26 protein-coding genes are annotated in these 26057 nt (G+C 68.4%); 16 read left to right on the forward strand and 10 right to left on the reverse strand.

Annotated features, from left to right (window positions below):
• On the reverse strand, window positions 1-858 hold the full coding sequence (locus IU459_RS17220) for an SCO6745 family protein (RefSeq protein ID WP_195130564.1): 858 nt from the start codon (window positions 856-858) through the stop codon (window positions 1-3).
• A 393-nt stretch (window positions 859-1251) separates the two neighbouring features.
• Between IU459_RS17220 and IU459_RS17225 the strand changes: the two genes are divergently transcribed.
• From IU459_RS17225 to IU459_RS17250, 6 genes are all read left to right on the forward strand, one after another.
• The gene (locus tag IU459_RS17225) at window positions 1252-3021 is read left to right on the forward strand and encodes a DEAD/DEAH box helicase (protein WP_195130565.1); all 1770 of its coding nucleotides are present in this window, start codon (window positions 1252-1254) and stop codon (window positions 3019-3021) included.
• A 27-nt stretch (window positions 3022-3048) separates the two neighbouring features.
• Window positions 3049-4278, forward strand: a complete 1230-nt coding sequence (locus tag IU459_RS17230; RefSeq protein ID WP_195130566.1) for an Rv3212 family protein — start codon at window positions 3049-3051, stop codon at window positions 4276-4278.
• 86 nt (window positions 4279-4364) lie between these two features.
• The gene (locus IU459_RS17235) at window positions 4365-4877 is read left to right on the forward strand and encodes a nitroreductase/quinone reductase family protein (protein WP_195130567.1); all 513 of its coding nucleotides are present in this window, start codon (window positions 4365-4367) and stop codon (window positions 4875-4877) included.
• A 49-nt stretch (window positions 4878-4926) separates the two neighbouring features.
• Window positions 4927-5532 carry an acid phosphatase gene (locus tag IU459_RS17240; protein ID WP_195130568.1) on the forward strand — a complete coding sequence of 202 codons (606 nt, stop codon included), beginning with the start codon at window positions 4927-4929 and terminating at the stop codon, window positions 5530-5532.
• Window positions 5533-5591: 59 nt separating this feature from the next.
• Window positions 5592-6086: a GNAT family N-acetyltransferase gene (locus IU459_RS17245; protein WP_195130721.1), complete on the forward strand. Its 495-nt coding sequence runs from the start codon at window positions 5592-5594 to the stop codon at window positions 6084-6086.
• 5 nt (window positions 6087-6091) lie between these two features.
• Window positions 6092-6799 carry an endonuclease V gene (locus IU459_RS17250; RefSeq protein ID WP_195130569.1) on the forward strand — a complete coding sequence of 236 codons (708 nt, stop codon included), beginning with the start codon at window positions 6092-6094 and terminating at the stop codon, window positions 6797-6799.
• 221 nt (window positions 6800-7020) lie between these two features.
• On the opposite strand, the gene IU459_RS17255 is transcribed toward IU459_RS17250, so the two are convergent.
• Window positions 7021-7476, reverse strand: coding sequence for a hypothetical protein (locus tag IU459_RS17255; RefSeq protein ID WP_440446500.1), 456 nt, complete (start codon window positions 7474-7476; stop codon window positions 7021-7023).
• Between the two features lie 393 nt (window positions 7477-7869).
• Here IU459_RS17255 and IU459_RS17260 point away from each other — a divergent pair, with 393 nt between their 5' ends.
• A complete protein-coding gene (locus IU459_RS17260; RefSeq protein WP_195130570.1) occupies window positions 7870-8814 on the forward strand; it encodes a diacylglycerol/lipid kinase family protein in 945 nt (314 codons plus the stop codon).
• Between the two features lie 252 nt (window positions 8815-9066).
• Window positions 9067-9321, forward strand: a complete 255-nt coding sequence (locus tag IU459_RS17265) for a WhiB family transcriptional regulator (RefSeq protein ID WP_011211115.1) — start codon at window positions 9067-9069, stop codon at window positions 9319-9321.
• A gap of 126 nt (window positions 9322-9447) precedes the next feature.
• Here IU459_RS17265 and IU459_RS17270 read toward each other — a convergent pair whose 3' ends face one another.
• Together IU459_RS17270 and IU459_RS17275 are read right to left on the reverse strand one after the other, a co-directional pair.
• Window positions 9448-10962, reverse strand: coding sequence for a sensor histidine kinase (locus IU459_RS17270; RefSeq protein ID WP_195130571.1), 1515 nt, complete (start codon window positions 10960-10962; stop codon window positions 9448-9450).
• Window positions 10963-10984: 22 nt separating this feature from the next.
• Complete coding sequence (locus tag IU459_RS17275; protein ID WP_195130722.1) at window positions 10985-11200, reverse strand: biotin/lipoyl-binding carrier protein; 216 nt, start codon at window positions 11198-11200, stop codon at window positions 10985-10987.
• Between the two features lie 89 nt (window positions 11201-11289).
• Here IU459_RS17275 and IU459_RS40505 point away from each other — a divergent pair, with 89 nt between their 5' ends.
• Complete coding sequence (locus tag IU459_RS40505; protein WP_022597109.1) at window positions 11290-11364, forward strand: 50S ribosomal protein bL37; 75 nt, start codon at window positions 11290-11292, stop codon at window positions 11362-11364.
• A 75-nt stretch (window positions 11365-11439) separates the two neighbouring features.
• Here IU459_RS40505 and rsrA read toward each other — a convergent pair whose 3' ends face one another.
• Together rsrA and IU459_RS17285 are read right to left on the reverse strand one after the other, a co-directional pair.
• Window positions 11440-11727: a mycothiol system anti-sigma-R factor gene (rsrA, locus tag IU459_RS17280; RefSeq protein WP_195130572.1), complete on the reverse strand. Its 288-nt coding sequence runs from the start codon at window positions 11725-11727 to the stop codon at window positions 11440-11442.
• 67 nt (window positions 11728-11794) lie between these two features.
• Complete coding sequence (locus tag IU459_RS17285) at window positions 11795-12478, reverse strand: sigma-70 family RNA polymerase sigma factor (RefSeq protein ID WP_228838083.1); 684 nt, start codon at window positions 12476-12478, stop codon at window positions 11795-11797.
• 248 nt (window positions 12479-12726) lie between these two features.
• Between IU459_RS17285 and ybaK the strand changes: the two genes are divergently transcribed.
• The gene (gene ybaK, locus IU459_RS17290) at window positions 12727-13221 is read left to right on the forward strand and encodes a Cys-tRNA(Pro) deacylase (RefSeq protein ID WP_195130573.1); all 495 of its coding nucleotides are present in this window, start codon (window positions 12727-12729) and stop codon (window positions 13219-13221) included.
• A gap of 74 nt (window positions 13222-13295) precedes the next feature.
• Complete coding sequence (locus tag IU459_RS17295) at window positions 13296-13661, forward strand: hypothetical protein (RefSeq protein ID WP_195130574.1); 366 nt, start codon at window positions 13296-13298, stop codon at window positions 13659-13661.
• A 136-nt stretch (window positions 13662-13797) separates the two neighbouring features.
• Here IU459_RS17295 and IU459_RS17300 read toward each other — a convergent pair whose 3' ends face one another.
• Window positions 13798-14586 carry an SOS response-associated peptidase gene (locus tag IU459_RS17300; RefSeq protein WP_195130575.1) on the reverse strand — a complete coding sequence of 263 codons (789 nt, stop codon included), beginning with the start codon at window positions 14584-14586 and terminating at the stop codon, window positions 13798-13800.
• A 167-nt stretch (window positions 14587-14753) separates the two neighbouring features.
• Here IU459_RS17300 and IU459_RS17305 point away from each other — a divergent pair, with 167 nt between their 5' ends.
• The 3 genes from IU459_RS17305 to rsgA all read left to right on the forward strand — a co-directional run bounded on the left by IU459_RS17305 (window position 14754) and on the right by rsgA (window position 18816).
• Window positions 14754-16262, forward strand: coding sequence for an aldehyde dehydrogenase family protein (locus IU459_RS17305; protein ID WP_195130576.1), 1509 nt, complete (start codon window positions 14754-14756; stop codon window positions 16260-16262).
• A 266-nt stretch (window positions 16263-16528) separates the two neighbouring features.
• Window positions 16529-17821, forward strand: coding sequence for a 3-phosphoshikimate 1-carboxyvinyltransferase (gene aroA, locus IU459_RS17310; protein WP_195130577.1), 1293 nt, complete (start codon window positions 16529-16531; stop codon window positions 17819-17821).
• Window positions 17818-18816 carry a ribosome small subunit-dependent GTPase A gene (rsgA, locus tag IU459_RS17315; RefSeq protein WP_228838085.1) on the forward strand — a complete coding sequence of 333 codons (999 nt, stop codon included), beginning with the start codon at window positions 17818-17820 and terminating at the stop codon, window positions 18814-18816. Before aroA ends, rsgA begins: the two co-directional genes overlap by 4 nt.
• A 25-nt stretch (window positions 18817-18841) precedes the next feature.
• On the opposite strand, the gene IU459_RS17320 is transcribed toward rsgA, so the two are convergent.
• The 3 genes from IU459_RS17320 to secA form a co-directional block, all read right to left on the reverse strand.
• Window positions 18842-19219: a YybH family protein gene (locus IU459_RS17320; protein WP_195130578.1), complete on the reverse strand. Its 378-nt coding sequence runs from the start codon at window positions 19217-19219 to the stop codon at window positions 18842-18844.
• A 316-nt stretch (window positions 19220-19535) separates the two neighbouring features.
• Window positions 19536-20111 (reverse strand): Uma2 family endonuclease, encoded by a 576-nt coding sequence (locus tag IU459_RS17325; RefSeq protein WP_324198908.1) that lies wholly within the window; start codon window positions 20109-20111, stop codon window positions 19536-19538.
• 92 nt (window positions 20112-20203) lie between these two features.
• On the reverse strand, window positions 20204-23071 hold the full coding sequence (gene secA / locus IU459_RS17330; RefSeq protein WP_195130579.1) for a preprotein translocase subunit SecA: 2868 nt from the start codon (window positions 23069-23071) through the stop codon (window positions 20204-20206).
• 821 nt (window positions 23072-23892) lie between these two features.
• Here secA and IU459_RS17335 point away from each other — a divergent pair.
• Together IU459_RS17335 and IU459_RS17340 are read left to right on the forward strand one after the other, a co-directional pair.
• Complete coding sequence (locus tag IU459_RS17335; RefSeq protein ID WP_195130580.1) at window positions 23893-25311, forward strand: WS/DGAT/MGAT family O-acyltransferase; 1419 nt, start codon at window positions 23893-23895, stop codon at window positions 25309-25311.
• A gap of 10 nt (window positions 25312-25321) precedes the next feature.
• On the forward strand, window positions 25322-25885 hold the full coding sequence (locus IU459_RS17340; RefSeq protein WP_067478806.1) for a DUF6912 family protein: 564 nt from the start codon (window positions 25322-25324) through the stop codon (window positions 25883-25885).
• The last annotated feature ends 172 nt before the right edge of the window (window positions 25886-26057 follow it).

Raw genomic sequence — 26057 nt, forward strand, 5'->3', positions numbered from 1 at the left:
CTAGCGGCGCCCCATGCCGACGGGGTTGAGCGGCGGAACCACCGCTTCCTGCACGCTGCGGACCAGCGGCTCGAGCGATATGGTCAACTCGGTCATGGCGTCGGCCGACAAGACCGCGAGCGCCCCCGTCCACGCGGCCTCGTCGGTGTCGGCCTCCACCCGCGCCAGCAGCTCGGCTCCGCTCGCGGTGAGCGTCGGATCAACCGGTTCCCCCTCCACCACACCCCTGGCCCGCAACTCGTCGAAGGCGTCCGCCCATTCCGCTTCCGACAGCCCGCGCGCGGGGCGCATCACCGATTCCGGCGCCTTGCCGGCCGCAACCTGCGCGACCAGCGCCTGGCGACCGCTCAGGCCGTGGGTGACCAACGCGGCGACATGGCCGTCACCGCGATGCTCACGCAGCGAGGTGGTCAGCTGCCAGAGAGCGGCAACCGGGTCGGTGGGCAGCGGCAAGGCCGCGTTCGCGGCGAACAACGGCCGGCCGGTCGGGTCGGCCGCGCGCTGCACCGGGGCGAGCAGTTCGACCGCACGCGCGCACACCGCCTCATCCGCGCCGACACCTCGCAGCAGCCCGGTGACCAGGTCGAGCCGAGCCGCAAGACAGCGCTGCGGCGTGGCCCGCTCCCACGCCTCGGGCAGCGCCCGGCGCACCATGTCGGGGTGGAATCCGGCGAAGACCGCCTGCACCGTCGCCGGCGTCACCGCACCCAGCGGAGCGGCGCGAAACGCGAAGTAGGTCTGCCAGTAACCGCGCAACCCGATGCCGACACCGGCCTCCTTGACGCCGGCGCCGAAATAGACGACATCGTGCAGCGGTTCGAGTGTGGTCCAGATTTGCCGGGCCGGATGAATTGCCATGTGGCGCAGCGTACGTCGGCGGCCGACACGGCGAAAGGAAGCCGCGGGTTTCCAGCATTTTCGATAGCGCGCCGCAGTGGCAATTCGAGCGGCGCACAATATCACGCTACAATCACCGTGGACAACGGAAAGTTTCGCCCGACGGAGTTGCCGGACGCCGCGCTCATGCGAACCCGCGGGGAGGCAGGTGGGACCGCCGACGGGTTTCGGGTGCGAGGTTTTCGTTGGACAGGAAAATGTGCGCGCACCAGTTCCGCGTCACCATTGCGCCGCGCCGATGTCTTGCGAGGTAGCCGCCGTTTTTTCGGCAGGCGCCCGGCATCCGGAGCGTGGCCGGGTGAGTATCGCCTGCGGAGTCGTGGTCGTCGCGGACCACCCGGTCCGCCCCACCTCGTGCGTGCGGGACATGATTACGAGGAAGGCACGAACCTGAGCAAGATCACAGTCGATCAGGAACCGGGACTGGCGGACACCCTGTTGACGGCCGAACTGGACGCAACGCATACCGCCCCGACTTTCGCCGAATTGGGCGTGCGCGCGGAAATCGTCCGCGCACTCGGCGAGATCGGAATCGAACGTACTTTCGCCATTCAAGAACTGACTCTCCCGCTGGCGCTCGCCGGCGAGGATCTCATCGGTCAGGCCCGCACCGGCATGGGTAAAACCTTCGGATTCGGCGTGCCGCTGCTGCACCGGATCGCGACCGCCGAATCGGGCACCACCCCGCTGGACGGCACGCCGCGGGCACTGGTCATCGTGCCGACCAGGGAGCTGTGCCTCCAGGTCACGCAGGACTTGGAGAACGCGAGCAAGTACCTCACCAACCACCAGGGTCCGCTGCGCGTGGCGTCGATCTACGGCGGGCGCCCCTATGAGGCGCAGATCGAGGCGCTGCGGGCGGGCGTGGACGTGGTGGTCGGCACGCCGGGCCGACTACTGGACCTCGCCGACCAGCAGCACTTGATCCTCGGCAAGATCGGCGTGCTCGTGCTCGACGAAGCCGACGAGATGCTGGACCTTGGCTTCCTGCCGGACATCGAGCGCATCCTCGGCATGGTTCCGGACAAGCGCCAGACCATGCTGTTCTCGGCGACCATGCCCGGCCCGATCATCACGCTGGCCCGCACCTTCCTGACCCGCCCGACGCACATCCGGGCCGAGGAGCCGCACGATTCCGCCGTGCACGACCGCACCGCCCAGTTCGTCTACCGCGCCCACGCGCTGGACAAGGGCGAGCTGATCGCGCGGATACTGCAAGCCGAGAGCCGCGGCGCCACGATGATCTTCACGCGCACCAAGCGCACCGCGCAGAAGGTGGCCGACGAGCTGGCCGAGCGCGGGTTCGCGGTCGGCGCGGTGCACGGCGACCTCGGCCAGATCGCCCGCGAGAAGGCGCTGACCAAGTTCCGCAAGGGCACCATCGACGTGCTCGTCGCGACCGACGTCGCGGCGCGCGGCATCGACATCGACGACGTCACGCACGTCATCAACTACCAGTGCCCGGAGGACGAGAAGACCTACGTGCACCGGATCGGCCGCACCGGTCGAGCCGGGCGCACCGGCGTCGCGGTGACCCTGATCGACTGGGACGAGCTCAGCCGCTGGTCGTCGATCGACAGCGCGCTCGGGCTCGGCATCCCCGATCCGGTCGAGACGTATTCGCGCTCACCGCACCTGTACACCGATCTGGGCATTCCCGAAGACGCGAACGGCCTGATCCGCAAGCCGAAGCCGGAGCGAGACCCGGACGCGGTCGTCGTCGAGCGCCCGGCCCGCACCACACGCAAGCGCAACCGCAGGCGCACCCGTGGCGGTCAGCCGATCGACGTCACGCCGGACATCGCCGCCGCCGACGAGGGCGACGCCGACGCCACCGGAGCGGACGCCCCGGTCGCCGTGGAGGCCGATGCCGACACGGCCGAGCGGCCGGCACGACGCAGGCGCAGGCGGCGCAAGCCGGCTGGTGACGCGGCGGACGGAGCGGCCACCGACGAAGCAGGTACCGAAGGCTCCGACACCTCCCCCGAGGACGGCGCCGACGATGCCGGTTCCGGCGATCGGCCCGCTCGTCGCCGCCGCAGGCGGCGCAGGTCCGCGGAGGGCGAAGCGGCGGCCGACGGCGCCGAGAGCACGGCCGAGCCCGCCGCTGCCGCGTCTGCCTGACCGTCCCGATCGGCTAGTCTCGCACTCGTGCTCGCACCCGAGCGGCGGACCCGCGCCGACATCAGCGCTGCCGTGGCGATCGCGGTTCTCGTGGCGATCGCGGCGGTCGTGGTCTGGGTCCGCGGAGACGCGCACGGCACCGAATCGGTGACCGCCGCGACGACGGTAACCACCCCCGTCGCCGCCGATCGGCTGCCCACCTCGCTGCGCGAACTGTGGCGCGCGCCGGACCGCGCGAGCACGCGAGCGCTCGTGTCCGGCGGCATCGCGGTCACCGGTGAAGACGACACCGTCATCGGCCGCGACCCGGGCACCGGCGATCAGCTCTGGAAATACCAGCGCGACATGCCGCTGTGCGGGATCGAGGGACAGTACGGCATGGTCGTCGCGGTGTACCGCGACGACCGCGGCTGCAGCCAGACCACGCTGCTCGCCGGGGACAGCGGCGACCGGCGCACCGCGCGCAGCAGTTACATGGACTCCAGCGTGCGGCTGTCGGTCGACGGCACCTACGTTCTCGCGCAGGGGCCGCGACGGCTGGAGATGTGGCGCTCGGATCTGGTGCGCACCGCGGAATACGGCTTCGTCGACGCGCCGGTGAACGTGCGGACCCAACCGCGCAAAGGCTGCACGCTGCTGTCGGCGAGTTCCAGTCCGTCCCGGCTCGCTGTGCTGGAGCGTTGCCCCGCTGATCCCACCAATCGGCTCACCGTGCTCAATCCGGCGCCGAAGGACAACACGGTGCCCGAGGAGTACGGCTCCCACGTATTGACCGGTCCCGGAATGGATTCCGCCGACGCCAGGGTGGTCGCGGTGTCCGACAGCCGGATCGTGCTGTACCTCCCGGGCGTCACGGCGGGCGCGAAGTCGCTCCCACCCCGCCTGTCCGTCTACGACGGAAACGGCAACCCGCTTGTGGTGCACCAGCTTTCGGCCCCGCTGGGACCGGATGCCACGACCACCCGAATCGGATCGGCCTACCTCGTCTTCACCGGCAACAGCGTAATCGCCTTGAATGGAAGCACATTCGACCCACTATGGACTTCGGGCGCGGCCCTCGGCACGCCCGCGCTCATGGCGGGCAAGCTGCTGCTGCCCACCAACGGCGCGCTGGCGGTCCTCGATCCGGCCACAGGCGCCGAGGTCGGGCGCATCCCGGTGGAGCGGCCCGGCTACACCGGCAGGCCCATCTCCCTTGCGGTACTTGGCAACACCGTGCTCGAACTACGTGACGGAGAACTGCACGCTCTCGGCTGAGCCGGGTTTGCGGGCAGCGTCCGCGGCGCTGGCAGCATCATGGCCGACCGCCCGAACTTGTCGGTGCCTCGGGACAGACTGGCCGCATGAGCGCAAACGATTCCTCCGCAGCGGAATCCACGCCCGCGATCACGTCCTACGACGATCCGGACGCGCCATGGAACCAGCAGTACTCCGACGAAGAGGCCGCCCAGTGGAACGACGGTGTGATCCAAGAGTTCCGCGACAACGAGGGCAAGGTGGGCGGCGCCTACGAGGGCGGCGAACTGTTGCTGCTCACCACCACCGGCGCCAAAAGCGGTAAGCGTCACGTGGTCCCGCTCGGGCTGCTGCGGCGCGGCGAGACCTTGTACGTGAGTTCGTTCATCGAAGACAAGTACCCGGCCTGGTACTACAACGTCAAAGCCGATTCTCGCGTGACCATCGAGTTGGGTTCGACCACCTACCAGGGCACGGCGCGGGCGCTGGAGGGCGCCGAGTACGAGGAGTTCGCGGGCTGGGTGTTGGCGAACAATCCGTTGCTCGCGGACTACCAGGCCAAAGTCACGCGTCCGTTGCCGCTGGTCGTGCTCGAACTCGGCGAGCCGATCCGGGCGTGACTCGCCCCGGTGCGGGCGGTGCCGCGCGGTCGTGGCCATGATGGGAGGCATGTCCGTACACGATGGCGCCCGACTGGTTCTGCTCCGGCACGGCGAAACCGCGTGGTCCCGCGAGCGGCGCCACACCGGTCGCACCGATCTGCCGCTCACTGAAAACGGCGAACGGCAAGCCGAGGCCGCCGGACGCCTGCTGCCCACGCTGAAACTGCGAAATCCCCTGGTGTACACCAGCCCTCGGCAACGCGCGGTGCGCACCGCGGAGCTGGCCGGGCTCACCGGCGCCGTGATCGACGCCGATCTCGCCGAATGGGACTACGGCGCCTACGAGGGCCTGACCACCCCGCAGATCCGTGAGTCCGCGCCGGGCTGGACCATCTGGACCGGCGAGGTTCCCGACGGTGAGAGCGCGGATCAGGTGCATGCACGCGCCGACCGGGCCCTGGCCACCGTCGAGCCGGTGCTTTCCGAGCGGGATCTCGTGCTGGTGGGGCACGGACATTTCTCCCGCGCGCTGATCGCCCGATGGGCTGAATTCGAGGTCAGGGAGGGCCGCCGTTTCGCCATGTCGACCGGCGCGCTGACCGTGCTCGGCTACGAACACGACGCGCGCACCATCCACGCACACAACCTGATACCCAACGGAGCGTCACAGTGACCCGAACCGTCGACCCCGCAAGCGGTCCGACCAACCTCAGCGCGGCCGATCCGGGCGCGGTGGATCTCGGCGACGCGGTCTTGCGCCGTGCCGTCCCGTCCGACGTGCCCGCGTTGGTCGACCTCGTCTACGACCTGGCCGACTACGAGAAAGCGCGACACGAGTGCTCGGTGACGGCCGAGCAGTTGCATGCCGCGCTGTTCGGGCCGCAGCCGAAGGTGTTCGCGCACGTGGTGGCGGACGAGACGGGTCTGCTCGGCTGCGCCGTCTGGTTTCTCAACTTCTCCACCTGGGACGGCGTGCACGGCATCTACCTGGAGGACCTGTACGTCAAGCCGGAGACCAGAGGCAAGGGCTACGGCAAGGCGCTGCTCACCGCGCTGGCGAAGGAGGCGGTGGACCAGGGCTACAGCCGCGTCGCCTGGTCGGTGCTGACCTGGAACAAGCCCTCCATCGACTTCTACGAGTCGATCGGCGCCGTGGCCCAGGACGAATGGGTCGGCTACCGGCTGGCGGGCGAGGCGCTCGGCAAACTGGCCGCCGAGGCGCGGTAACGCGGATGTCCTGGCTCGCGCGGGTCGGCCGAGCGTCTTGGCCCGCCACCGCGGAGGCGGCCACGGCGATGCAGGACGATCTGCGACCGCTGGTCGATCCGGTGACGCCGCCTGGAACCCGCTTCCGCACGGTGGCCGGCCTCGACTCGGCCTACCACGACACCGGCGCCGTGGCCGCCGCGGTCGTCGTCTTGGACGCCACCACGCTGCGCCCGGTATCGTCCGCCGTCGCGCACGGCGTCGCCGCCTTCCCATACGTACCCGGCCTGCTCGCCTTCCGCGAGATCCCGACCACCCTCGCCGCGCTCGAAAAGCTCGATATCGCACCGGATCTGCTGATCTGCGACGGACAGGGACTCGCCCACCCGCGCCGCTTCGGCCTCGCCTGCCACCTCGGACTGCTGACCGGAGTACCGACGATCGGTGCAGCGAAAACCGTCTGGGGCGACTACACGGAACCGGGCCCGCACCGCGGCGCGGCCACCGACATCACCATCGACCGCGAGGTGGTCGGGCGCGCGCTACGCACCAGAACCGGCGTCAAACCGGTCTTCGTCTCCGTCGGCCACCGCATCGACCTCGACACCGCCTGCGCCCAGGTGCTCGCCATGACCCCGCGCTACCGGCTGCCGGAGACCACCAGGCACGCCGACCAGCTGTGCCGTGCGGCGCTGCGCGCAGCGGCCCGGACCTACTCCGGTTCCACCCCGTAGTCCTGCGCCGAGCGGCAGGCCGAAGACGACGCGCACGGCGAGCGGAACCAACCTGAAAAGCGCGCTGGACCGACTCATGCGATGCCGATGAGCAGCGATCAGACCACCGGGAGCAGCAGCTGAGCGATGACGGCCGCCCCAGGGGTTCCCCGCGGCAGCCCGACACCCGCAGCGAGTGCCGACCAGCTGTGCCGTGCGGCGCTGCGCGCAGCGGCCCGGACCTACTCCGGTTCCACCCCGTAGTCCTGCGCCATCCAGCGCGTGGATGGCGGTGCGAACAGCAGTACGAGCGCGCTCACCGCGACCAACCCGAGCAGCGTGCCGTAGACCGGCTGGTGGGAGTCGGTGAGCAGCGACCAGGTCACCGGGAGCAGCAGCAATTGAGCGATGACGGCGATGGATCGGCCCCAGCGTTTGCCCAGCAGCAGCCCGACGCCCGCCGCCAGCACCGCGCCGCCGAGGATGCCGAACCAGGCGGCCGTGCCGTAGCCGCTGGTCGCGGTCTGGTCGTGGCCGAGCAACCCGCGCACCACCAGCACGATCGCGACCACCACGGCGACCACCCCTTCGAGCGTCACCAGCCCACCGGCCGCCCGGACCGTTGACGGCACACCCACCGAACCCGCACCCTTGGCGCTCACGGCCGCCCCTCGCTGACGCGCGGCAAAATAGCGCATGCCCGCGCGCTGTGTCCTGGGCGCACTCGCTGACACTCCGGCACGACCGCGCCGCCCCGACGCTTCGCTCCCTCGGCCGCGACCACACGCTGCGGTCCAGCTTCACTCGATGACGCGCTCATGCCTCCACCTCGCTGGCGCTCACTTCCGGCACAAGCGCGAGCGCGGCTGTGTCAATGGTCCGCTCGCTCCGCTCGCTCATGCCTCCACCTCGCTGGCGCTCACTTCCGGCACAAGCGCGAGCGCGGCTGTGTCGATCGTTTCGCTCGCTCACGCGGCAAGCCTACGACCCGGAGGTCCAGGACTCGCCCCGGCGTAGACCGATGGTCGCGTCCAGCGCGGGCGTCGCTCGCCGCTTTCCGGCCCGGGTCAGCGGCCAACTAGGCTGCGAACGTGCGGACGCTGCTGATCGTGAACCCGAATGCCACCTCGACTACGCCGGCGACCCGGGACCTGCTGGCGCACGCGTTGGAGAGCCGCACCCAGCTGACGGTTGCGCACACCCAGCACCGCGGTCACGCGGCGGAACTGGCCCAGTGGGCAGCGACCAATGAGATGGACCTGATCGTCGTGCACGGTGGCGATGGGACGGTCAACGAGACCATCAACGGCTTCCTTCCGCTGCCCGAACTGGACGACGGCCAGGCCTGGCTGCCGCGCTTGGGCGTGATCCCCGGCGGCTCGGCGAACGTCTTCGCCAGGGCGCTCGGCATCTCGCCGGACCCGGTGACCGCAACCAACCAGCTCATCGACCTGCTCACGGTGGATTCCGATCGCCGCATCGGCCTCGGCACGGCGGACGACCGCTGGTTCTGTTTCAGCGCGGGCGTCGGATTGGACGCCGATGTGTGTGAGGCGATCGACGCCAGCCGCGCACGCGGCCGCACCGCCACCCCCGCCCGCTATGTTCGAACAACTGTGCGACAATTCTTCCGGGCAAAACGCAACGAACCGAGCGTTCGAGTCGAAATTCCCGGCCGCGAATCCGTGGACGGGGTGCATTACGCGTTCGTTACGAACACCACACCCTGGACATACTTGAACGCCACACCGGTGCACACCAACCCCGGCACCCGCTTCGAAACGGGGCTCGGCGTGTTTGCCGTGCGGTCCATGGCGGTGCTCCCGACACTCCTGCTCGCGCGTCAGCTTCTCATGCCCAACGGAAACCCCAAGTCGCGCAATTTATTTCGCGAAGACGACGTTCCCACCGTACGAATCGAGTCCAAAGAACCCATCGGCCTGCAAATCGATGGCGACTTCATCGGGAAGCGCAACGTGGTGGATTTCACCGCGGTGCCCGACGTCCTCGCCGTGGTCGCGCCGCACCCGCACTGAGCACGAAACGCCGCGAAAAACATCGCGGTTGTGCTGCGAAAACCAGGTAGAGCGAGTACAAAGGACCGGGCAGGCTCCCCATGTGGGGGCCTTTGGAGCGTGACCTTCCCCACGGTGCACCGCGTGCCTATTGACATCTACGGTGTTCGTGAAAGCATTCACAAGCAACCGTGCGGAAACATTCGAGTCGCACAAGTGAACGAACCACAAACCATAGGCGCCGTGTGCGGCGCCCAGCAAAGGAGCAGAGGAATGGACTGGCGCCACAAGGCCATCTGTCGCGATGAGGACCCCGAGCTGTTCTTCCCGGTGGGTAACAGTGGTCCGGCGCTCGCGCAGATTGCCGATGCCAAGCTGGTCTGCGCTCGCTGCCCCGTAACCGCCGACTGCCTGTCCTGGGCCCTGAAGTCCGGACAAGACGCCGGCGTGTGGGGTGGTATGAGCGAGGACGAGCGCCGGGCGCTGAAGCGCCGGAACGCGCGCACCCGCACCCGCACCGTCGTCTGAGACGAGCCGCCTTACCGGGCCATTCAGCAGCCCGGCCCGGTAAGCATTTCCAGCCCGGCACCCCAGGTGCCGGGCTGTGTTGCGTCTCGGGCCGAAATGTATTGCGGCGCTGCAAAACAAGCACCGTCAGCGGCCGGAGCGGCGCCCCAGCGGCACACGCAGGACGGCGTCGGTGCCGATGTCGGCACCAGGGTGCAGGCCGATGGAACCGCCCAGTTCGGCGGTGACCAGGGTGCGGACGATTTGGAGGCCGAGGCGGTCGGAGGATTCCAGGCTGAAACCCGGTGGGAGGCCGCGGCCGTCGTCGCTGATGATCACGTCCAGCCACCGGGCGGAACGCTCGGAACGTATTGTCACCGTGCCGTTTTCGCCGGAATCGAAGGCGTGCTCGATGGCGTTCTGCACCAGTTCGGTCAGCACCATCACCAGCGGGGTCGCGCGTTCGGCGGAGAAGACACCGAGCGAGCCCGCGCGGCGCACTTTGATGCGCGTGGTGTGCACGGTGGCGACGTCGGCCATGATCGGCAGCAGCCGGTCGACGACCTCGTCCAGGTCGACCTCTTCGTCCACCGACATGGACAGCATTTCGTGCACGGACGCGATGGAGGTGACCCTGCGCACCGATTCGGTGAGCGCGACCTGCGCCTCCTCGTTCTCGGTGCGGCGGGCTTGCAGGCGAAGCAGGGCGGCGACGGTTTGCAGGTTGTTCTTCACCCGGTGATGGATCTCCCGGATGGTGGCGTCCTTGCTGAGCAGGGCGCGATCGCGCCGTTTCACCTCGGTGACGTCGCGAACGAGCACGGCGGCGCCGGCCAGTTCACCGTGCGGGCGCAAGACGAGCGTGCGCAGCAGCACGGTGGCGCCGCGCGCCTCGACCTCCATGCGCCGCCCGGTCCGGCCCGCGAGCGCGGCCTGGATGTCGCCGACCACCTCTTGCGCGTCGAATGGGTCGGTGATCAGGGATCGGGTGGTGACGGCGAGGTCCTGTCCGGCCAGATCGGCTTGCAAGCCCATCCGGTGGTAGGCCGAGAGGGCGTTCGGGCTGGCGTAGACGACGATTCCCTCGGTGTCGAGCCGGATGAATCCGTCTCCCGCGCGGGGGCTGGAATGGGTGGCCGCGCGATCCTCGGTGGTCGGGAAGGTGCCGTCGGCGATCATCTGGCACAGGTCGTCGGCGCAGGCCACGTAGGCGGTCTCCAGTTGGCTGCGCACCCGGGGACGTTGGATATCGGTATCCCGGCTGAGCACGGCGATCACGTCGTCGCCGCAGCGCACCGGGATCGCCTCGCGCATGGCGTGCATCGGGTGGGGGTGATACACGCCGGATGCCTCGACCTCGCTGTCGGCCCGCACGATTTCGCCGGTCACCAGAGCGTCGAACACCTGCGGGTGGTCGACCCGCAGGGCGACCGTCCCGACCAGGTCTTCCTGGTGCACGGTGGGGGCGGTGGTCGGGCGGCACTGCGCGACGCACACGATATCCGCGCCTTCGGTCACCGGGCCCGCACCGACCCACAACAGCAGGTCGGCGAAGGACAGATCGGCCAGCAGCTGCCAATCGCCCACCACCCGCTGCAGATGGTCGACGGCGACGCCGGGTAGGTCGGTGTGCTCGGCCAGCAACTCGCTCAGTGTCGCCATGAAGATCTACCGCCGGAATCGCTCAGGAAATGACCGCGATGAGATGCCCGGCCTTGATCGCGTCGCCTTCCTTGACGCCGACCGAGGTCACCGTGCCGCTGGACTCCGCGACCACCGGGATCTCCATTTTCATCGACTCGAGGATAACCAGCGTGTCGCCCTCCTGGACCTCGTCGCCTTCGGCGACGACCACCTGGTAGACGACCGACACCAGCTCGGCGAGCACTTCCTCCGCCATGGCACCCCATTCCTCTTCGGCCTGCATCCGCTGACGGTACAGCCAACCACACATGAAACAATGGCCTTCAACCAGAAGGGAGACTACTCATGGGTAAGCGCGGACGTAAGAAGCGTAGTCGCAAGGGAAACGCGGCCAACCACGGCAAGCGGCCCAACGCCTGAGCGCACGCTCGGCCCGCAAACGCGAAGCGGCACGCCTTCCTGCAGGAAGGCGTGCCGCTTCGCGTTTGCAACCGGCTAGTCGGAGGTCTCGACCGAAGTCTCGGTGGCGATGAACGCGCGGCGCAATTCGACGGTCAGCCGCTCGCGCAGCGACTCGGGCGCGCGGTCGCCGCCGCACTTGCGGCTGAGCAGGCCCTTGATCTTCTCCTCGATGCCGTAGGCCTCGATACACGGGCTGCAATGCTCCATGTGATGCTGCAACCGAGCCCGGGTCGCCTCGTCGCACTCCCCGTCCAGCATCAACCACACGTCGGCGAGCACCGCCGTGCAGTCGAGCTCCATATCAGGGTCCCAATCGCTCATGACTGCGCCTCGCTGGCGCTCGGCTCCGTCACGAGCGAGTGCTCGGCCGTGTTCAATGTTCGCTCGCTCATGGCTGCTTGACCTCCTGGCGTTCCCCCGACCGGTTGAATCCACGCTCGCGCGCCACGTCGGCGAGCAAACCTTTCAATTGTTTCCGGCCGCGGTGCAGCCGGGACATCACCGTACCGATGGGGGTGCCCATGATGTCGGCGATTTCCTTATACGGGAAGCCCTCGACATCCGCGTAGTACACCGCCATCCGGAATTCCTCCGGCAGTTCTTGCAATGCCGCCTTGATGTCGTCGTCCGGCAAAGCATCGAGTGCCTCGACCTCGGCGGAGCGCAGGCCCTGTGAGGTGTGCTCGGCGGTCGCGGCCAACTGCCAGTCGGTGATCTCGTCGGTGGGGTACTGCGCCGGCTGCCGCTGCTTCTTGCGGTAGGAGTTGATGTAGGTGTTGGTCAGGATCCGGTACAGCCAGGCACGGAGGTTGGTGCCCTCCCGGAACGACTTGAACCCCTGATACGCCTTGACGTAGGTCTCCTGGACCAGATCCTCGGCGTCCGCCGGGTTCCTGGTCATGCGCAGCGCGGCGCCGTAGAGCTGGTCGAGCAGCGGCAGCGCGTCCCGCTCGAACCGCTGTGCCAGCTCGGCATCGTCGACGGCAGCGACATCGTCGGCCACCACGTCATCGTCGCTCGTCACACCTGTCCCTTCGATTGCCGTACCTGCCAAATCTACCGGCAACGGCATATCGAGCGGGAATCCGCCTTCGGTCGGTGACACCGCGGTCCATACCGGACGATCATCGAGCAGCACGGGCACCGATATCTCCTTCACGTCTCCATAGGGCCTGCTCACGCGATGGAAACCCATCCGAGCGCTGTGTATCGCCTACAACATGCGCGGCCCCTGCGGTGTTCCCGTGACCACCGACTCGCGGCGAAATTCCAGGAAATCCCGTTGCGACCAGGGCTTGTCCCGCCGCTAATGTTTCGGCCATGGCAGCAGGCTCGACACCGGCGATCCGCACGTTGACCCAGGCTGAGGTGCCGCACCGGGTGCACGTCTACAAGCACGATCCACGCGCGGACTCCTACGGCACCGAGGCGGTGGATGCGTTGGGCGCCGAACTCGGGGTGGCGGCCGAGCAGATCTTCAAGACCCTGGTCATCGAGCTGGCCACCGGCGCACTCGCGGTGGCGGTGCTTCCCGTGCCGAACACGTTGTCGCTCAAGGCCGCCGCCGCGGCCCTGGGCGCGTCGAAGGCGAGCATGGCCGACAAGACCCGAGCGGAGAAGACGACCGGGTACGTACTCGGCGGCATCTCCCCGCTCGGCCAGCGCAAACCGCTGCCCACCGTGATCGATGACTCGGCGTTGTCCTGGGACCGCGTGTTGTGCAGCGCGGGGCGGCGCGGTCTGGAGATCGAGCTGGCGCCCGCCGATCTGATCCGGCTGACCAGCGCGGTCACCGCACCGGTGATATCCGCGTAATCCAGCCAGAATCGCTGCGATCTGTGCGTTACTTGGAAACGGCCAGATTGATCCGACTCGAGGATGTGATGCGAATGTTCGCGCACCAGCGTTTGCGCACCATGATCGTCGTGTTGTTCGGAACTCTCGTCGTGGCGCTCGGTTCGGTGTCGGTCCTCGCCCCGCAGGCCGCCGCCGCTCCGAGCATCCCGGCGGTCACACAGGTCAGCGATTACCCCTTCGACTTCGGCGGACAGGGCAACGACAATCGTTACCCCTTCGATTTCGACGGCAAGGGCAACGATTCCCCGGCCGGTCAGGGCATGTTCGAGCAGGACGAGAAATCGGAGAAGACCGAGAAGCTCGGCGGGACTCTCACGACCAAGATCATCGATCTGGTCGCCGGGATGATCAAATGCGGTCTGAATATCGCCACGCCTAGCGTGAAGTGCAGTTTCTGATATCTCGCTGCGCCGCGTGTTCGCGGCTCGGCTCGGATCCGGGCCGCGAACGGGCAATTCTCGGTCTCGCTTGCCCCGGAAACAGGATTGGGCCGATGTGGGTGCGTTGCGTGGCCAATCGTGGCAGCGGGGCGGGTCAGAGCAGGCTGATCTGCCCGGACGGCTCCTGATCCTGAACTCGGGCCAGCAACTCCGGGCCGTTGTTGCGCACGCTGTTGACCAGCGCGGGCACCGGGCGCGGCACGATTCCGGCGACCGTCTCCTCGCTCGGGGTCTCCAGCAGCGTCGCCGGGGCCGGGTGGTCCGGGTCCAGCCACGCGTCCCAGTGCTCCTGCGGCATGGGCAGCGGCATGCGGTCGTGGATGCGGATGAGATCTCCCACCGCGTCGGTGGTGAGGACGGTGCACGACAGCAGCGGCTCACTCTCCGGCTGGGAACGGTCACGCCACACCGACCACAGCCCCGCCATGTAGAGCCGGGAACCGTCGGCGTTGGCCATGTAATACGGATGTTTGACGACCTTGCCTTTCGCCCCCGGCTCGGCGTTCGGTTCGACCACCCACTCGTACCAGCCGTCCATCGGCACCAGGCAGCGACGATATTTCACCGCGTCGCGGAAGGATGGCGTGGTGGCGGCCTTGTCGGCGCGGGCGTTGAACAACGGCTTGCCCTTGACCGGCACGCCGGGCTCGGCGGCCTTGGTCCACACCGGGATCAGCCCCCAGCGCATACGCCGGATACGACGTTTCGGATCGTCGTCCTTACGGCCCGGGTCGTGCCGTTCGACCACGGTGAGGATCTGGGTAGTGGGAGCGACGTTGTAATTGGTGAAGGCGCCCTGATCGGTGGTATCGGTCTCGTCGATCGCGTCCAACTCGGCCGCGAGCCTGCCCGGATTGGTCGTGGTCGCATATCGTCCGCACATATCCCGATACTCCCACCCGCCACCGACAGTGTCGGGGACAATGGGCCCATAATTGGTGACCTGTTGAGAGTTTTGACATAGCATTCTCTCATCGGCAAGGACGGTCCGCCCGTCCATTCAGGCGTGCGCATCGACCGGCCACCGCAGACGGCAAGAGGAGACCCACTGTGACATCAACCGACACCAGACCGGCCGACCACGACACCGCCCTCACGTCGGTGAATCCGGCGACAGGCGAGGTGATCGGCACACACGTCATCGCCGACGACGCGGCGGTGGCGGCCGCGGTCGCGAAGGCCCGCGCGGCGGCGGCCACTTGGGGGGCACTGAGTTTCGACGAGCGGCGCACGCATCTGCTGCGCTGGTCGAGCAAGCTGGTGCAGAAGTCGGAGGAGTTCTGCGCATTGATCCACGCCGAGAACGGCAAACCGCTCGACGACGCGTTTCTCGAACTCATGCTCGCGCTCGAGCACATCGCCTGGGCGGCCAAGCACGCCAAGAAGGTGCTCGGCCCCAAGCGGATCTTCCCCGGCGCGCTGATGTCGAACTTCAGCGCCCGGCTGGAACTGCGCCCGCTGGGCGTCATCGGCGTGATCGGCCCGTGGAACTACCCGGTCTACACACCGAACGGCTCGATCGCCTACGCGCTGGCCGCGGGCAATACCGTCGTGTTCAAGCCGAGCGAATACTCCACCAGCATCGGCAATTTCCTCGCCGACGCTTTCGCCGAGGCCAATCCCGAACTGCCCGACGGCGTCTTCATCACGATCAACGGTTACGGCGCGACCGGCGCGGCGCTGGTGCGCTCGGACGTCGACAAGATCGCCTTCACCGGCTCGACCGCCACCGGCAAGCGGATCATGGCCGCGGCCGCGGAGAAGCTGACACCGGTGCTGCTGGAGTGCGGCGGCAAGGACGCGGTGATCGTCGCCGCCGACGCCGACATCAAGGCCGCCGCCGACGCGGTCGCCTGGGGCGCCACCGCCAACAGCGGCCAGACCTGCGCGGGCGTCGAGCGGGTGTACGTGGACCGTGCGGTGCGCGAGGAGTTCGTCGCCGAGGTCAAGCGGATCCTCGGGGACATCAAGCCCGGTTCGGACGACAAGGCCGCCTACGGCCCGATGACCATGCCGAGCCAGGTCGACGTGGTGCGCCGCCACATCGAGGACGCGCTGAAGAACGGCGGCACCGCCGTCCTCGGCGGGCCCGAGTCGGTCAAGGCGCCGTTCATCGAGCCGGTGGTGCTCGTCGACGTGGACGAGAACTCGGAGGCGGTATGCGAGGAGACCTTCGGCCCGACCATCACCATCCGCACCGTCGACGGCGTGGACGAGGCGGTCGAGCTGGCCAACAAGTCCAAGTACGGCCTGTCCTCCGCGGTGTACTCGAAGAAGAGCGGCCTGGACATCGCACGCAGGCTGCGCGTCGGCGCCACCTCGGTGAACTCGGTGCTCGCCTTCGCCGCCATCCCCGGCCTGCCCTTCGGCGGCGTCGGCGACTCCGGCATCGGCCGCATCCACGGCGAGCCCGGGCTGCGCGAGTTCGTCCGCCCGCACTCGATCGCGGTGCAGCGCTTCGCCGTTCCCGGCATGGCGCTGCTGAGCTACACGCGCACCGCGTCCACGATGAAACTGCTGCGCAAACTGGTCCCGGTCCTGCACGGCCGCCACAAGTAGGAAACCGCGGCAATCGGTCCGGGTACTCGACGCCATGGGGTACCCGGACCTGCCCTGCCGCGCCGCCGCCGAATCGGCGGGCGCGTGCACCCCGGCGGAAATGGCGCAGTCCGTCGCCTTCGGCCGGATCCGCGACGTGGCAACGGTAGAGCTGTACCTGCGCCGCGGAAGTCGCCAGCGGCGGTCGCTCGGACGCCAGCCACAAGGGGGCCGCGAACACGCAGCGCCGCAGGCGCTGCAAATCGAACACAGTGCATGATGGACGGGTGAACTTCTGGCCAGCGCCCCATGTCGATGTCCCCGTGCACGCGACCGTGACCCTGCCCGGCTCGAAATCGATCACGAACCGGGCGCTCATCTTGGCCGCTCTGGCCGATGGACCATCGACGATCACCGGTGCGCTGCGTAGCCGGGACACGAACCTGATGATCGGCGCGTTGCGCGCGCTGGGTACGCGCATCGAGGGCGAGCGGGACACTTTGACCATCACCCCGGCGCCGCTGGGTGGTGGCGCGGTGGACTGCGGGCTGGCCGGCACCGTGATGCGCTTCTTGCCGCCGGTCGCGGCGCTGGCGTCCGGCGACGTCGCGTTCGACGGTGACGAGCAGGCCAGGATTCGCCCGCTGCGCACCATCCTGGACGCGCTGCGCGCGCTCGGCGCGGATATCGCCGGTGACTCGCTGCCGTTCAGTGTGCACGGCACAGGCGCGCTGCGCGGCGGCACGGTGACCATCGACGCGTCCGGGTCGTCGCAGTTCGTTTCCGGCCTTCTGCTGTCGGCCGCCCGCTTCGACGAGGGCTTGGTGGTGCATCACGACGGTAAGGCGCTGCCCTCGGTGCCGCACATCGAGATGACCGTGGAGATGCTGCGCCGTGCCGACGTGCGGGTACAAGCGCCCGCGGACAGCTTCAAAGCGCAGACCTGGACCGTGGAGCACGGACCGATCCGCGCGGTGGATTGGGAGGTGGAGCCGGACCTGTCCAATGCCACTCCATTCCTGGCCGCGGCCGCGATCACCGGCGGCACTGTCAGCATCCCGCACTGGCCGCGCCTGACCACCCAGCCGGGTGACGTGATCCGCGAAATCCTGGTGCGGATGGGCGCCGAGGCGAGGATCTTCGACGGTGTGCTCACCGTGCACGGCCCCGAGCGGCTCGCCGGCATCGACATCGATCTGCACGACGTGGGCGAGCTGACCCCGACCGTCGCCGCGCTCGCCGCGCTGGCCGACTCCCCGACGGTACTGCGCGGCATCGCCCACCTGCGTGGCCACGAGACCGACCGGCTGGCCGCGCTGTGCACCGAGATCAACCGGCTCGGCGGCAAGGTGACCGAGACCGAGGACGGTCTGGAGATCGTGCCCACCGAGTTGCACGGCGGCAAGTGGCATTCCTACGCCGATCACCGGATGGCCACGGCCGGAGCGATTCTCGGCCTCCGGGTCCCCGGCGTCGAGATCGAGGACATCGGGACCACGGCCAAGACCCTGCCGAACTTCGTGGCCCTGTGGGAGCGGATGCTCGATCCGGCGCTATCCGACGAAGGAGCGGCGCCCTGAGCCGCAGACGCTCCACGGCCAGCTACGACGAATCCGACGTGCGGGTTCGTCCGGGGCGTAGTTCGCGTCCCCGCACCAAGACCCGGCCGCAGCACAGCGATGCCGAGTCCGCGATGGTCGTCTCCGTCGACCGGGGGCGCTGGGGGTGTGTGCTCGACGGCGACGCCGATCGCCGCATCGTCGCCATGCGGGCGCGCGAGCTGGGCCGCACTCCCATCGTGGTGGGCGACCAAGTGGACGTGGTCGGCGATCTGTCCGGACGCCCGGACACGCTCGCCCGCATCGTCCGGATTGCCGACCGCCGAACGGTGTTGCGCCGCACCGCCGACGACACCGATCCTTTCGAGCGGATCGTGGTCGGCAACGCCGAACAGCTGTTCATCGTGGTCGCGCTCGCCGACCCGCCGCCGCGCACCGGCTTCGTGGAACGCGCGATGGTCGCCGCGTATGCCGGTGGGCTGCAACCGATTCTGTGCCTGACCAAACACGATCTGGCCGCCGACTCCGAATTCGCCGCGGCCTTCGACGATCTCGACCTCACCATCGTCTACGGCGGCATCGACGACCCGCTCGACACGGTGCTCGAGCTGCTCACCGACCGCCTCACCGCGTTGATCGGCCACTCCGGCGTCGGCAAGTCCACATTGGTGAATCGCCTTGTGCCGGACGCGGATCGAGCCGTCGGCGAGGTCTCCGGGGTGGGTAAGGGCAAGCACACCTCCACCCAGTCCGTCGCCCTGCCGCTGCCTGGTAGCGGCTGGGTCATCGATACTCCTGGCGTCAGGTCGTTCGGCTTGGCGCACATCACCCCCGACGACGTCATCGCCGCCTTCACCGATCTCGCAGAAGCCATCGAGGACTGTCCGCGCGGCTGCACCCACCTCGGCCCGCCCGCCGATCCGGAATGCGCATTGGACGAGCTCACCGGCAAAGAGCACCGCGTGGCAGCCATCCGCCGCCTGCTCGTCGCCCTCGCCTCCAACGACCCCTGGTAGGCGGAACGCCGCTCAGCGCCGGCGATCAGTGCCCGTCCGGCTGGCCGGGCGCGAACGGCCATTCTTCGAACCACGTGCACCGACCCGAGTCGTCGAAGCGCAGAATCCACAGGTCTCGCCAGTGCGACGGGGTGTCGCGGGTGTATTCCACCTCCACCCGCACCACGGCGGTATCCCGGTCCACCGCGACGATATGGGAGCGCATGGTGAACGGCTCGTCGGGCCCGTCCCTGCCCTCCTCCCAGAATTCGGCGAGAGCGCCCAGACCCGTGAGCGGCTGCGCCCACGGCGACACCAGGTACCCGGCGTCCGCGGCGAACAGCTCGCCGAGCTGTTCGGTGCCCGCCGACCGCCAGGCTCGCTCGTATCCGGCCACCCATGTCTGCACAGCCGCACGGTCCATTCCGGGAAACCTACGCCGGTTCGCACGTTCAGTAGACGAAGCCACCACGGTGGCGCCGGGGCGGCGTCGAGCGATCGAGGCAACCGGTCAGCGGGTGTTGGGATGGGTGACCGGTGCAACATATCGCGGACTCGCCGCAGCGTATGCGCGATCGTAAGGGTCGTAGATGGAGTCGTCGATGATGTCGGCGACGTCCGGTGTAGCCGCTCGGTTCCCTGAGAAGAGCGCCAGAGCCTCCTCACGGGGCACAGCCATCCGTCGGTGAGCGCGCCGATGCGGAACCAGGCCCGCGGCGGAAGCGCGCACCCGCCGGGTGTCACTCACGTCCATAGCGGGGCAGGCAGCCGGTATCCAATGGGAAACCAAAGGGTTCGGGCAATGGGATTTCATCGCCGTACGTCCCATCGAGCCGGCCGTGATACGTGCCGTCCTTGGGATGGGTGTACAACGCCCATCGGCCGTAGCGCGGATCGATCGACAGCAACATGCGAACGCCTGCCGTGCTGTACCACCCATTCTTGTCCGTAATCTGCTGGGCCTTCTCCGTCTTGGAGATCACCTCGACAGCGAGTTCGACATCACGCGGGTCGGCCAACCAACCATCGTCGTCATCCCATGCCTCGGGCAGGACCACGAGGTCGGGTGTGCAGTAGTCGTCGTCATCGTCCGGCATCTGGATCGACGAAACTTCGTATGCCGCCAGCCCGCCCGGCATCCGTGCCTCGATCTGTTGCCGCAATCGCCGAATCGTCCCCGCGTGCTTGCCACGAGGTGTCGGTGACATCACGAGACTTCCTCCCAGAATCTCGACGCGCAGACCCGTAGCGCGCTCTATCTGCTCAGCGACAGCACGCAGGTGGCCTGGGCGCGGGTGCATGGCAGGGATGGTCACGGACGATCACTCCAACCCTCGCGGACGGCTGCACACGACTTCACGATACGGCAGGACGGCGCGGACAAGTCCGCGCCGACACAACCGTCTGCTCAGTGCCTGCGGCGGGACTTCGGGCCGCGCTTGCCCTTCGCCTCCGCCCGGGCCGCCTCGCGGCGCTCGCGGCGGGTGGGCTGGGGGCCACCGTCGACGCCGTACTCCTCGGCGTCGCTGCGCACGGCGGCGTGACCGCCCTCGTCGGGACCCGAGTAGCTGAAGCCACGGGGGCCGGACTGGTCGATACCCCTGGCACGCAGCGCGGCCGGAGCGGCGTGGCCGTTGCCCGCAGGGGCCTCCTCGGTCGGAAGCGGACGCGGGGCGGCGGCCATGGCGCCGACCGGGGAACGCAGGCCCGGCTCGACCGCAACGCCTTCCGGCTGCGGCTGCGCCACCTCGACCTGCAGGTTGAACAGGAAGCCGACCGACTCCTCCTTGAGGCCGTCGAGCATCGCGCTGAACATGTCGAAGCCCTCGCGCTGGTACTCCACCAGCGGGTCGCGCTGCGCCATCGCGCGCAGGCCGATGCCCTCCTTGAGGTAATCCATCTCGTAGAGGTGCTCGCGCCACTTGCGGTCGAGCACCGAAAGCAGCACCTGCCGTTCGAGATTGCGCATGCTGCCCTCGCCCGCGAGACCATCGATCTCCGCCTCGCGGCGTTCGTAGGCCGCGTGCGCGTCGTCCAGCAGCGCCTCGAGCAGCTCCTCGCGGGTCAGCTCGCCCGCCTCGCCGACCTCGGTCTCGCCGGCCAGGTCCCGGTAGTCCACGCTCACCGGGTACAGCGTCTTCAGCGCCGTCCACAGCTTGTCCAGATCCCAGTCCTCGACGTAGCCATCGGCGGTGGCGCCGTCCACATAGGCGGTGATCACGTCGGTGATCATGCTCTGGACCTGGCCCTCCATGTCCTCGCCGCGCAGGATCCGGTCGCGCTCGCCGTAGATGACGGTGCGCTGCTGGTTCATCACCTCGTCGTACTTGAGGACGTTCTTGCGGATCTCGAAGTTCTGCTGCTCGACCTGCGTCTGCGCGCTCTTGATGGCCTTGGAGACCATCTTCGCCTCGATCGGCACGTCGTCGGGCAAGTTCAGCCGCGTCATGATCGCTTCCAGCGCGGCGCCGTTGAACCGGCGCATCAGCTCGTCGCCCAGCGACAGGTAGAAGCGCGACTCACCCGGGTCGCCCTGACGGCCGGAGCGGCCGCGCAGCTGGTTGTCGATGCGGCGCGACTCGTGCCGCTCGGTGCCGAGCACGTAGAGCCCGCCCGCGTCGCGCACCGCGTCGGCATCCTCGGCGGTCTGGGCCTTGACCTGATCCAGCGTGGGCAGCCACGCCCGCTCGTACTCATCGGGCGTCTCGACCGGGTCGAGCCCCTGCTTGCGCAGCAGGATGTCGGCGATGATGTCGGGGTTGCCGCCGAGCACGATGTCGGTACCACGCCCGGCCATGTTCGTCGCGACGGTGACCGCGCCCGGCCGCCCGGCCTCCGCGATGATCTCGGCTTCCTTCTCGTGGAACTTCGCGTTCAGCACGTTGTGCGGGATGCCGCGCTTGGTGAACTGCTTGGACAGGTACTCCGAGCGCTCGACACTGGTGGTGCCGATCAGCACCGGCTGGCCCTTCTCGTGCCGCTCGGTGACGTCGTCGACCACCGCGGAGAACTTGGCCTCCTCGGTCTTGTAGATCAGGTCGGACTGGTCGGCGCGGACCATCGGCTTGTTGGTCGGGATGGGGACCACGCCGAGGTTGTAGATCTGGTGCAGCTCGGCGGCCTCGGTCTCGGCGGTACCGGTCATGCCGGACAGCTTGTCGTAGAGGCGGAAGTAGTTCTGCAGCGTGATGGTGGCCAGGGTCTGGTTCTCCGGCTGGATCTCGACGCCTTCCTTGGCCTCGATCGCCTGGTGCATGCCCTCGTTGTAGCGGCGCCCGACCAGAATGCGGCCGGTGAACTCGTCGACGATGATCACTTCGCCGTCGCGGACGATGTAGTCCTTGTCGCGGGTGTAGAGCTCCTTGGCCTTGACGGCGTTGTTCAGGTAGCTCACCAGCGGCGAGTTCGCGGCCTCGTACAGGTTGTCGATGCCGAGCTGGTCCTCGACGAACTCGACGCCCGCCTCGTGCACGCCGATGGTGCGCTTCTTGATGTCGACCTCGTAGTGCAGGTCCTTCTTCAGCAGCGGCGCGATGCGCGCGAATTCGGCGTACCACTTCGACGAGGCATCGGCCGGGCCGGAGATGATCAGCGGGGTGCGGGCCTCGTCGATGAGGATGGAGTCGACCTCGTCGACGATGGCGAAGTTGTGCCCGCGCTGCACCAGGTCGTCCAGCGAGTGGGTCATGTTGTCGCGCAGGTAGTCGAAGCCGAACTCGTTGTTCGTGCCGTAGGTGATGTCGGCGCCGTAGGCCAGCCGGCGCTGGGCCGGGGTCATGCCGGACAGGATCACGCCGACCTCGAGGCCGAGGAAGCGGTGCACGCGGCCCATCCACTCGGCGTCGCGCTTGGCCAGGTAGTCGTTCACGGTGACGACGTGCACGCCGTCGCCGCTGATCGCGTTCAGGTAGGCGGGCAGCACACAGGTGAGGGTCTTGCCCTCACCGGTCTTCATCTCGGCGATATTGCCGGTGTGCAGCGCGGCGCCGCCCATCACCTGCACCTTGTAGTGCTTCTGGCTGAGCACCCGCCAGGACGCCTCACGCGCGACCGCGAACGCCTCGGCCATCAGCTGGCCGAGCGGGTCGGTCTCGCCCTCTTCGACCATCTCGGCGTAGCGCTCGCGGAACTCGTCGGTCTTGGCCCGCAGCTCGGCGTCGCTGAGGTCCTCGTATTCCGGCTCGAGGGCGAGGACCTGGTCGGCGAAATGCGAGAGCCGCTTGACAATGCGACCCTCACCAATCCGAAGCAACCTCGTCAGTGTCAGCGCAGGCACGGGTCTCGTCAGTCCTCTGGTCGGTGTGTCTGTGTTGTTTTGCAGCGCCTGCGGCGCTGCGTGTTCGCGGGCCCACCTGTGGCTCGCGTCCGAGCGACCGCCGCTTGCGACTTCGTCGCTTGCGCGTCGGCCGCTCGGACGCGAGCCGGGCCGCGAACGGGCAATGCTCGGTCTCGCTTCGCTCGGAAGCGGGAGTTGGGCCGAGTGGTCACGCAGAGTGACAACATCGGGACCTCGATGTTTGCTGGCCCCGTCGTAGCCGGATAGGTGACCGCTGCTGGCCACTTTACCGTTTTATGCGGCGGTCGCTCAGACGCGAGCCGGGCCGCGAACAACAACGCTCCGATCTCCGTTCGCTTTATCCGTTCTCTCGAAAGCGACCGAATGGTCACGCATCAGTGACGACAGCAGGACCGCGAACGTTCGCCAGCCCGTCGTAGCCGGACCGCTGCCAGCCACTCTAGCGTTTATGCGGCGGCCCTTCAGGCGCGAGCCGGGTAGCGAGCAATGCCGGGTGTCGCCACCTCGGAGCGGAGTCGGGCGGGTGTAGTTGCGTAGGCCGACGACCGCCGCGTTGAATGCTCCAGCGGCGCCCATGGCGCTGCTTCGACACGGTGAGCGGCCGGATGTGTTGACTGTGCATCCCGGTTCCAGCTGTGATCGAATCGGTTTGCCGGGTTCGAAGGCAAAAGCTTGCCACAGCGGCGTGGGCAGGCAAAGAAGTGCACGAATTCACCGGATATGCCACAACGGCAGGGGTAACGGTTGCTGCGGCAGCACAATAAGCGGGGGCGGCATCGGGAAAAGGAGTACCGGGCAGCGTGATCACGAGACTGACGCCGCAGGACACGGCGTTCTACCGGCTCGAATCGAGCAGCAATCCGATCCATATCGGGTCTCTCGCGATCGTCCGGAACACCGAGCCCGGCGACAGTGCCACGCCGATCCTGGACTACGACCGGCTGGTCGACCTGGTCGAGAGCAGGCTCGCGCTGGTGCCGCGGTACCGCCGCAAAGTGCGGGAGATCCCGCTGTCGCTCGGCCGCCCGGTCTGGGTGGAGGACAGCCGGTTCGACATCACCTATCACATCCGGCGCTCCGCGCTGCCCGGTCCCGGCACGGACGAGCAGCTGCACGAGCTCGTCTCCCGGCTCGCCTCGCATCCGCTGGACCCGGCACGGCCGCTGTGGGAGATGTACCTGATCGAACGGCTGTCCGAGGGGCGCTGCGCGATCTTCACCAAGTCGCACTCGGCGCTGGTGGACGGCGAGACCGCCCTGGAGATCGGCCACGTGATCCTCGACACCGGGCCCGCGCCGCGCGAGCTGGCCGACGACGCCTGGATCGCGCCGCGCGAGCCGGGCGACCTCGAGCTGCTGGTCGGCGCGCTGGGCCACCTCGCGGCTCGGCCGCGCAGGGCGCTGGAGGTGGCCCGCGACGCGAGCGCGAGCGCGTTCGCTGTGCTCGGCACCGCGGGCAAGGCGGTGGAGTCGATTATCTCGGCGGTGCGCGCCGCGGCGGCAGGCGCCCCGGACAGCCCGCTGAACACCCCCACCTCACGGACTCGGCGCTTCGTGGTGGTGCGCACCGAACTGGAGGACTATCGCGCCATCCGCGGGCGCTTCGACTGCTCGATCAACGACACGATCCTCGCGGTGGTCACCGGCGCGCTGCGCAACTGGCTGCTGTCGCGCGGTGAGGCACTGGTCGAGTCCACGACGTTGCGGGCTGTGGTGCCGATGTCGGTGTACCTGGAGGGAAGCGAAGGAAACCAGGCGCAGGCGGCGAGCGAGGTGTCGTCGTTCCTGATCGATCTTCCGGTCGGCGAGCCGAATCCGGTGATGCGGCTGTCGCACATCGCGCACGCCACCGAGCCCAACGGCCGCCAGCGGCACGCCGTCCGCGCGCGCACCCTGGTGCACCTGGCCGGGTTCGCTCCGGCCAGCCTGCATGCGATGAGCGTGCGCGCGGCGAGTACGTTCGCAGAACACACGTTCAACTTGGTGATCACCAACGCGCCGGGTCCGCAGGCGCCGATGTACATCGGCGGCGCGCGGATGCTGGAGATGTATCCGGTATCGCCACTGCTGCGCAATCAAGCGTTGAGCATCGGGATCACGTCCTACGACGGACATGTCTTCTACGGTCTCAACGCCGACCGCGACGCGATGGCCGATATCGGCGTGCTGGCCGCGGCGGTGCGCGATTCCATGGAGGAGATGCTCGGTGCCTGCATCTGAACAGAAGAAGCTGCGGGTCTATATCCCGGCGACGGTGCCGATGCTGCGCACGCTGGTCGCCGACCGGGTGCTGGCCGCTGTCGGCGGGACCGCCTTCGCGGTGACGCCCGCGCTGCGCGAGGCGTATGCCTCCGGCGATGACGAAGAACTCGGCGAGGTGGCCATGGCCGAGGCCGCCCGCGCCTCGCTGCGGCTGCTCGCCGCCGAACGCGAGGCGATCGGCGAATCGGCGGACCTTCCCGAACCGGAGCACCCGGACGACGCCGCACCGGTCATCGGCGGCGGCCCGGTCTACCGGCGCGCGGTGGTCGCCGCCGACGTGACCGGCGCGAAGCTGCGGCCCGATCTGGACGACGCGGTGGTCCGGCTGGCGGGCCCGATCAGCTACCAGCAGATCGCCTCCGTGCACGTCGACCTGGCCGACGCCGAGCCGCAGGTCGCCAAGGCCGTCGACGTGGTCGACGCGGCCGATCTCGGCGACACCGACGCCGAATTCGTCCTCGGTGACGCCGAAGACCACCAGCTGGCCTGGTACGCCGCGCAGGAGCTGCCGTTCCTGCTCGAACTGCTGTAACGCCGGACCGGGCGCGGCGTCGTCGATCGGCACGGTATCCGGGTGCTCGGCCGGTGTTCCCGGGCTCGCCCACCCGCAGTAACCTACGATGCCGTAACCTTGCTGCCGAGGCCGCGTTCGCTCGAGGAGACGGCGGCCCGCGCAACCGACAACAGGGAGACCGACGGCAGCG

Source organism: Nocardia amamiensis, from assembly GCF_015477605.1.
GTDB lineage: Bacteria > Actinomycetota > Actinomycetes > Mycobacteriales > Mycobacteriaceae > Nocardia > Nocardia amamiensis_A.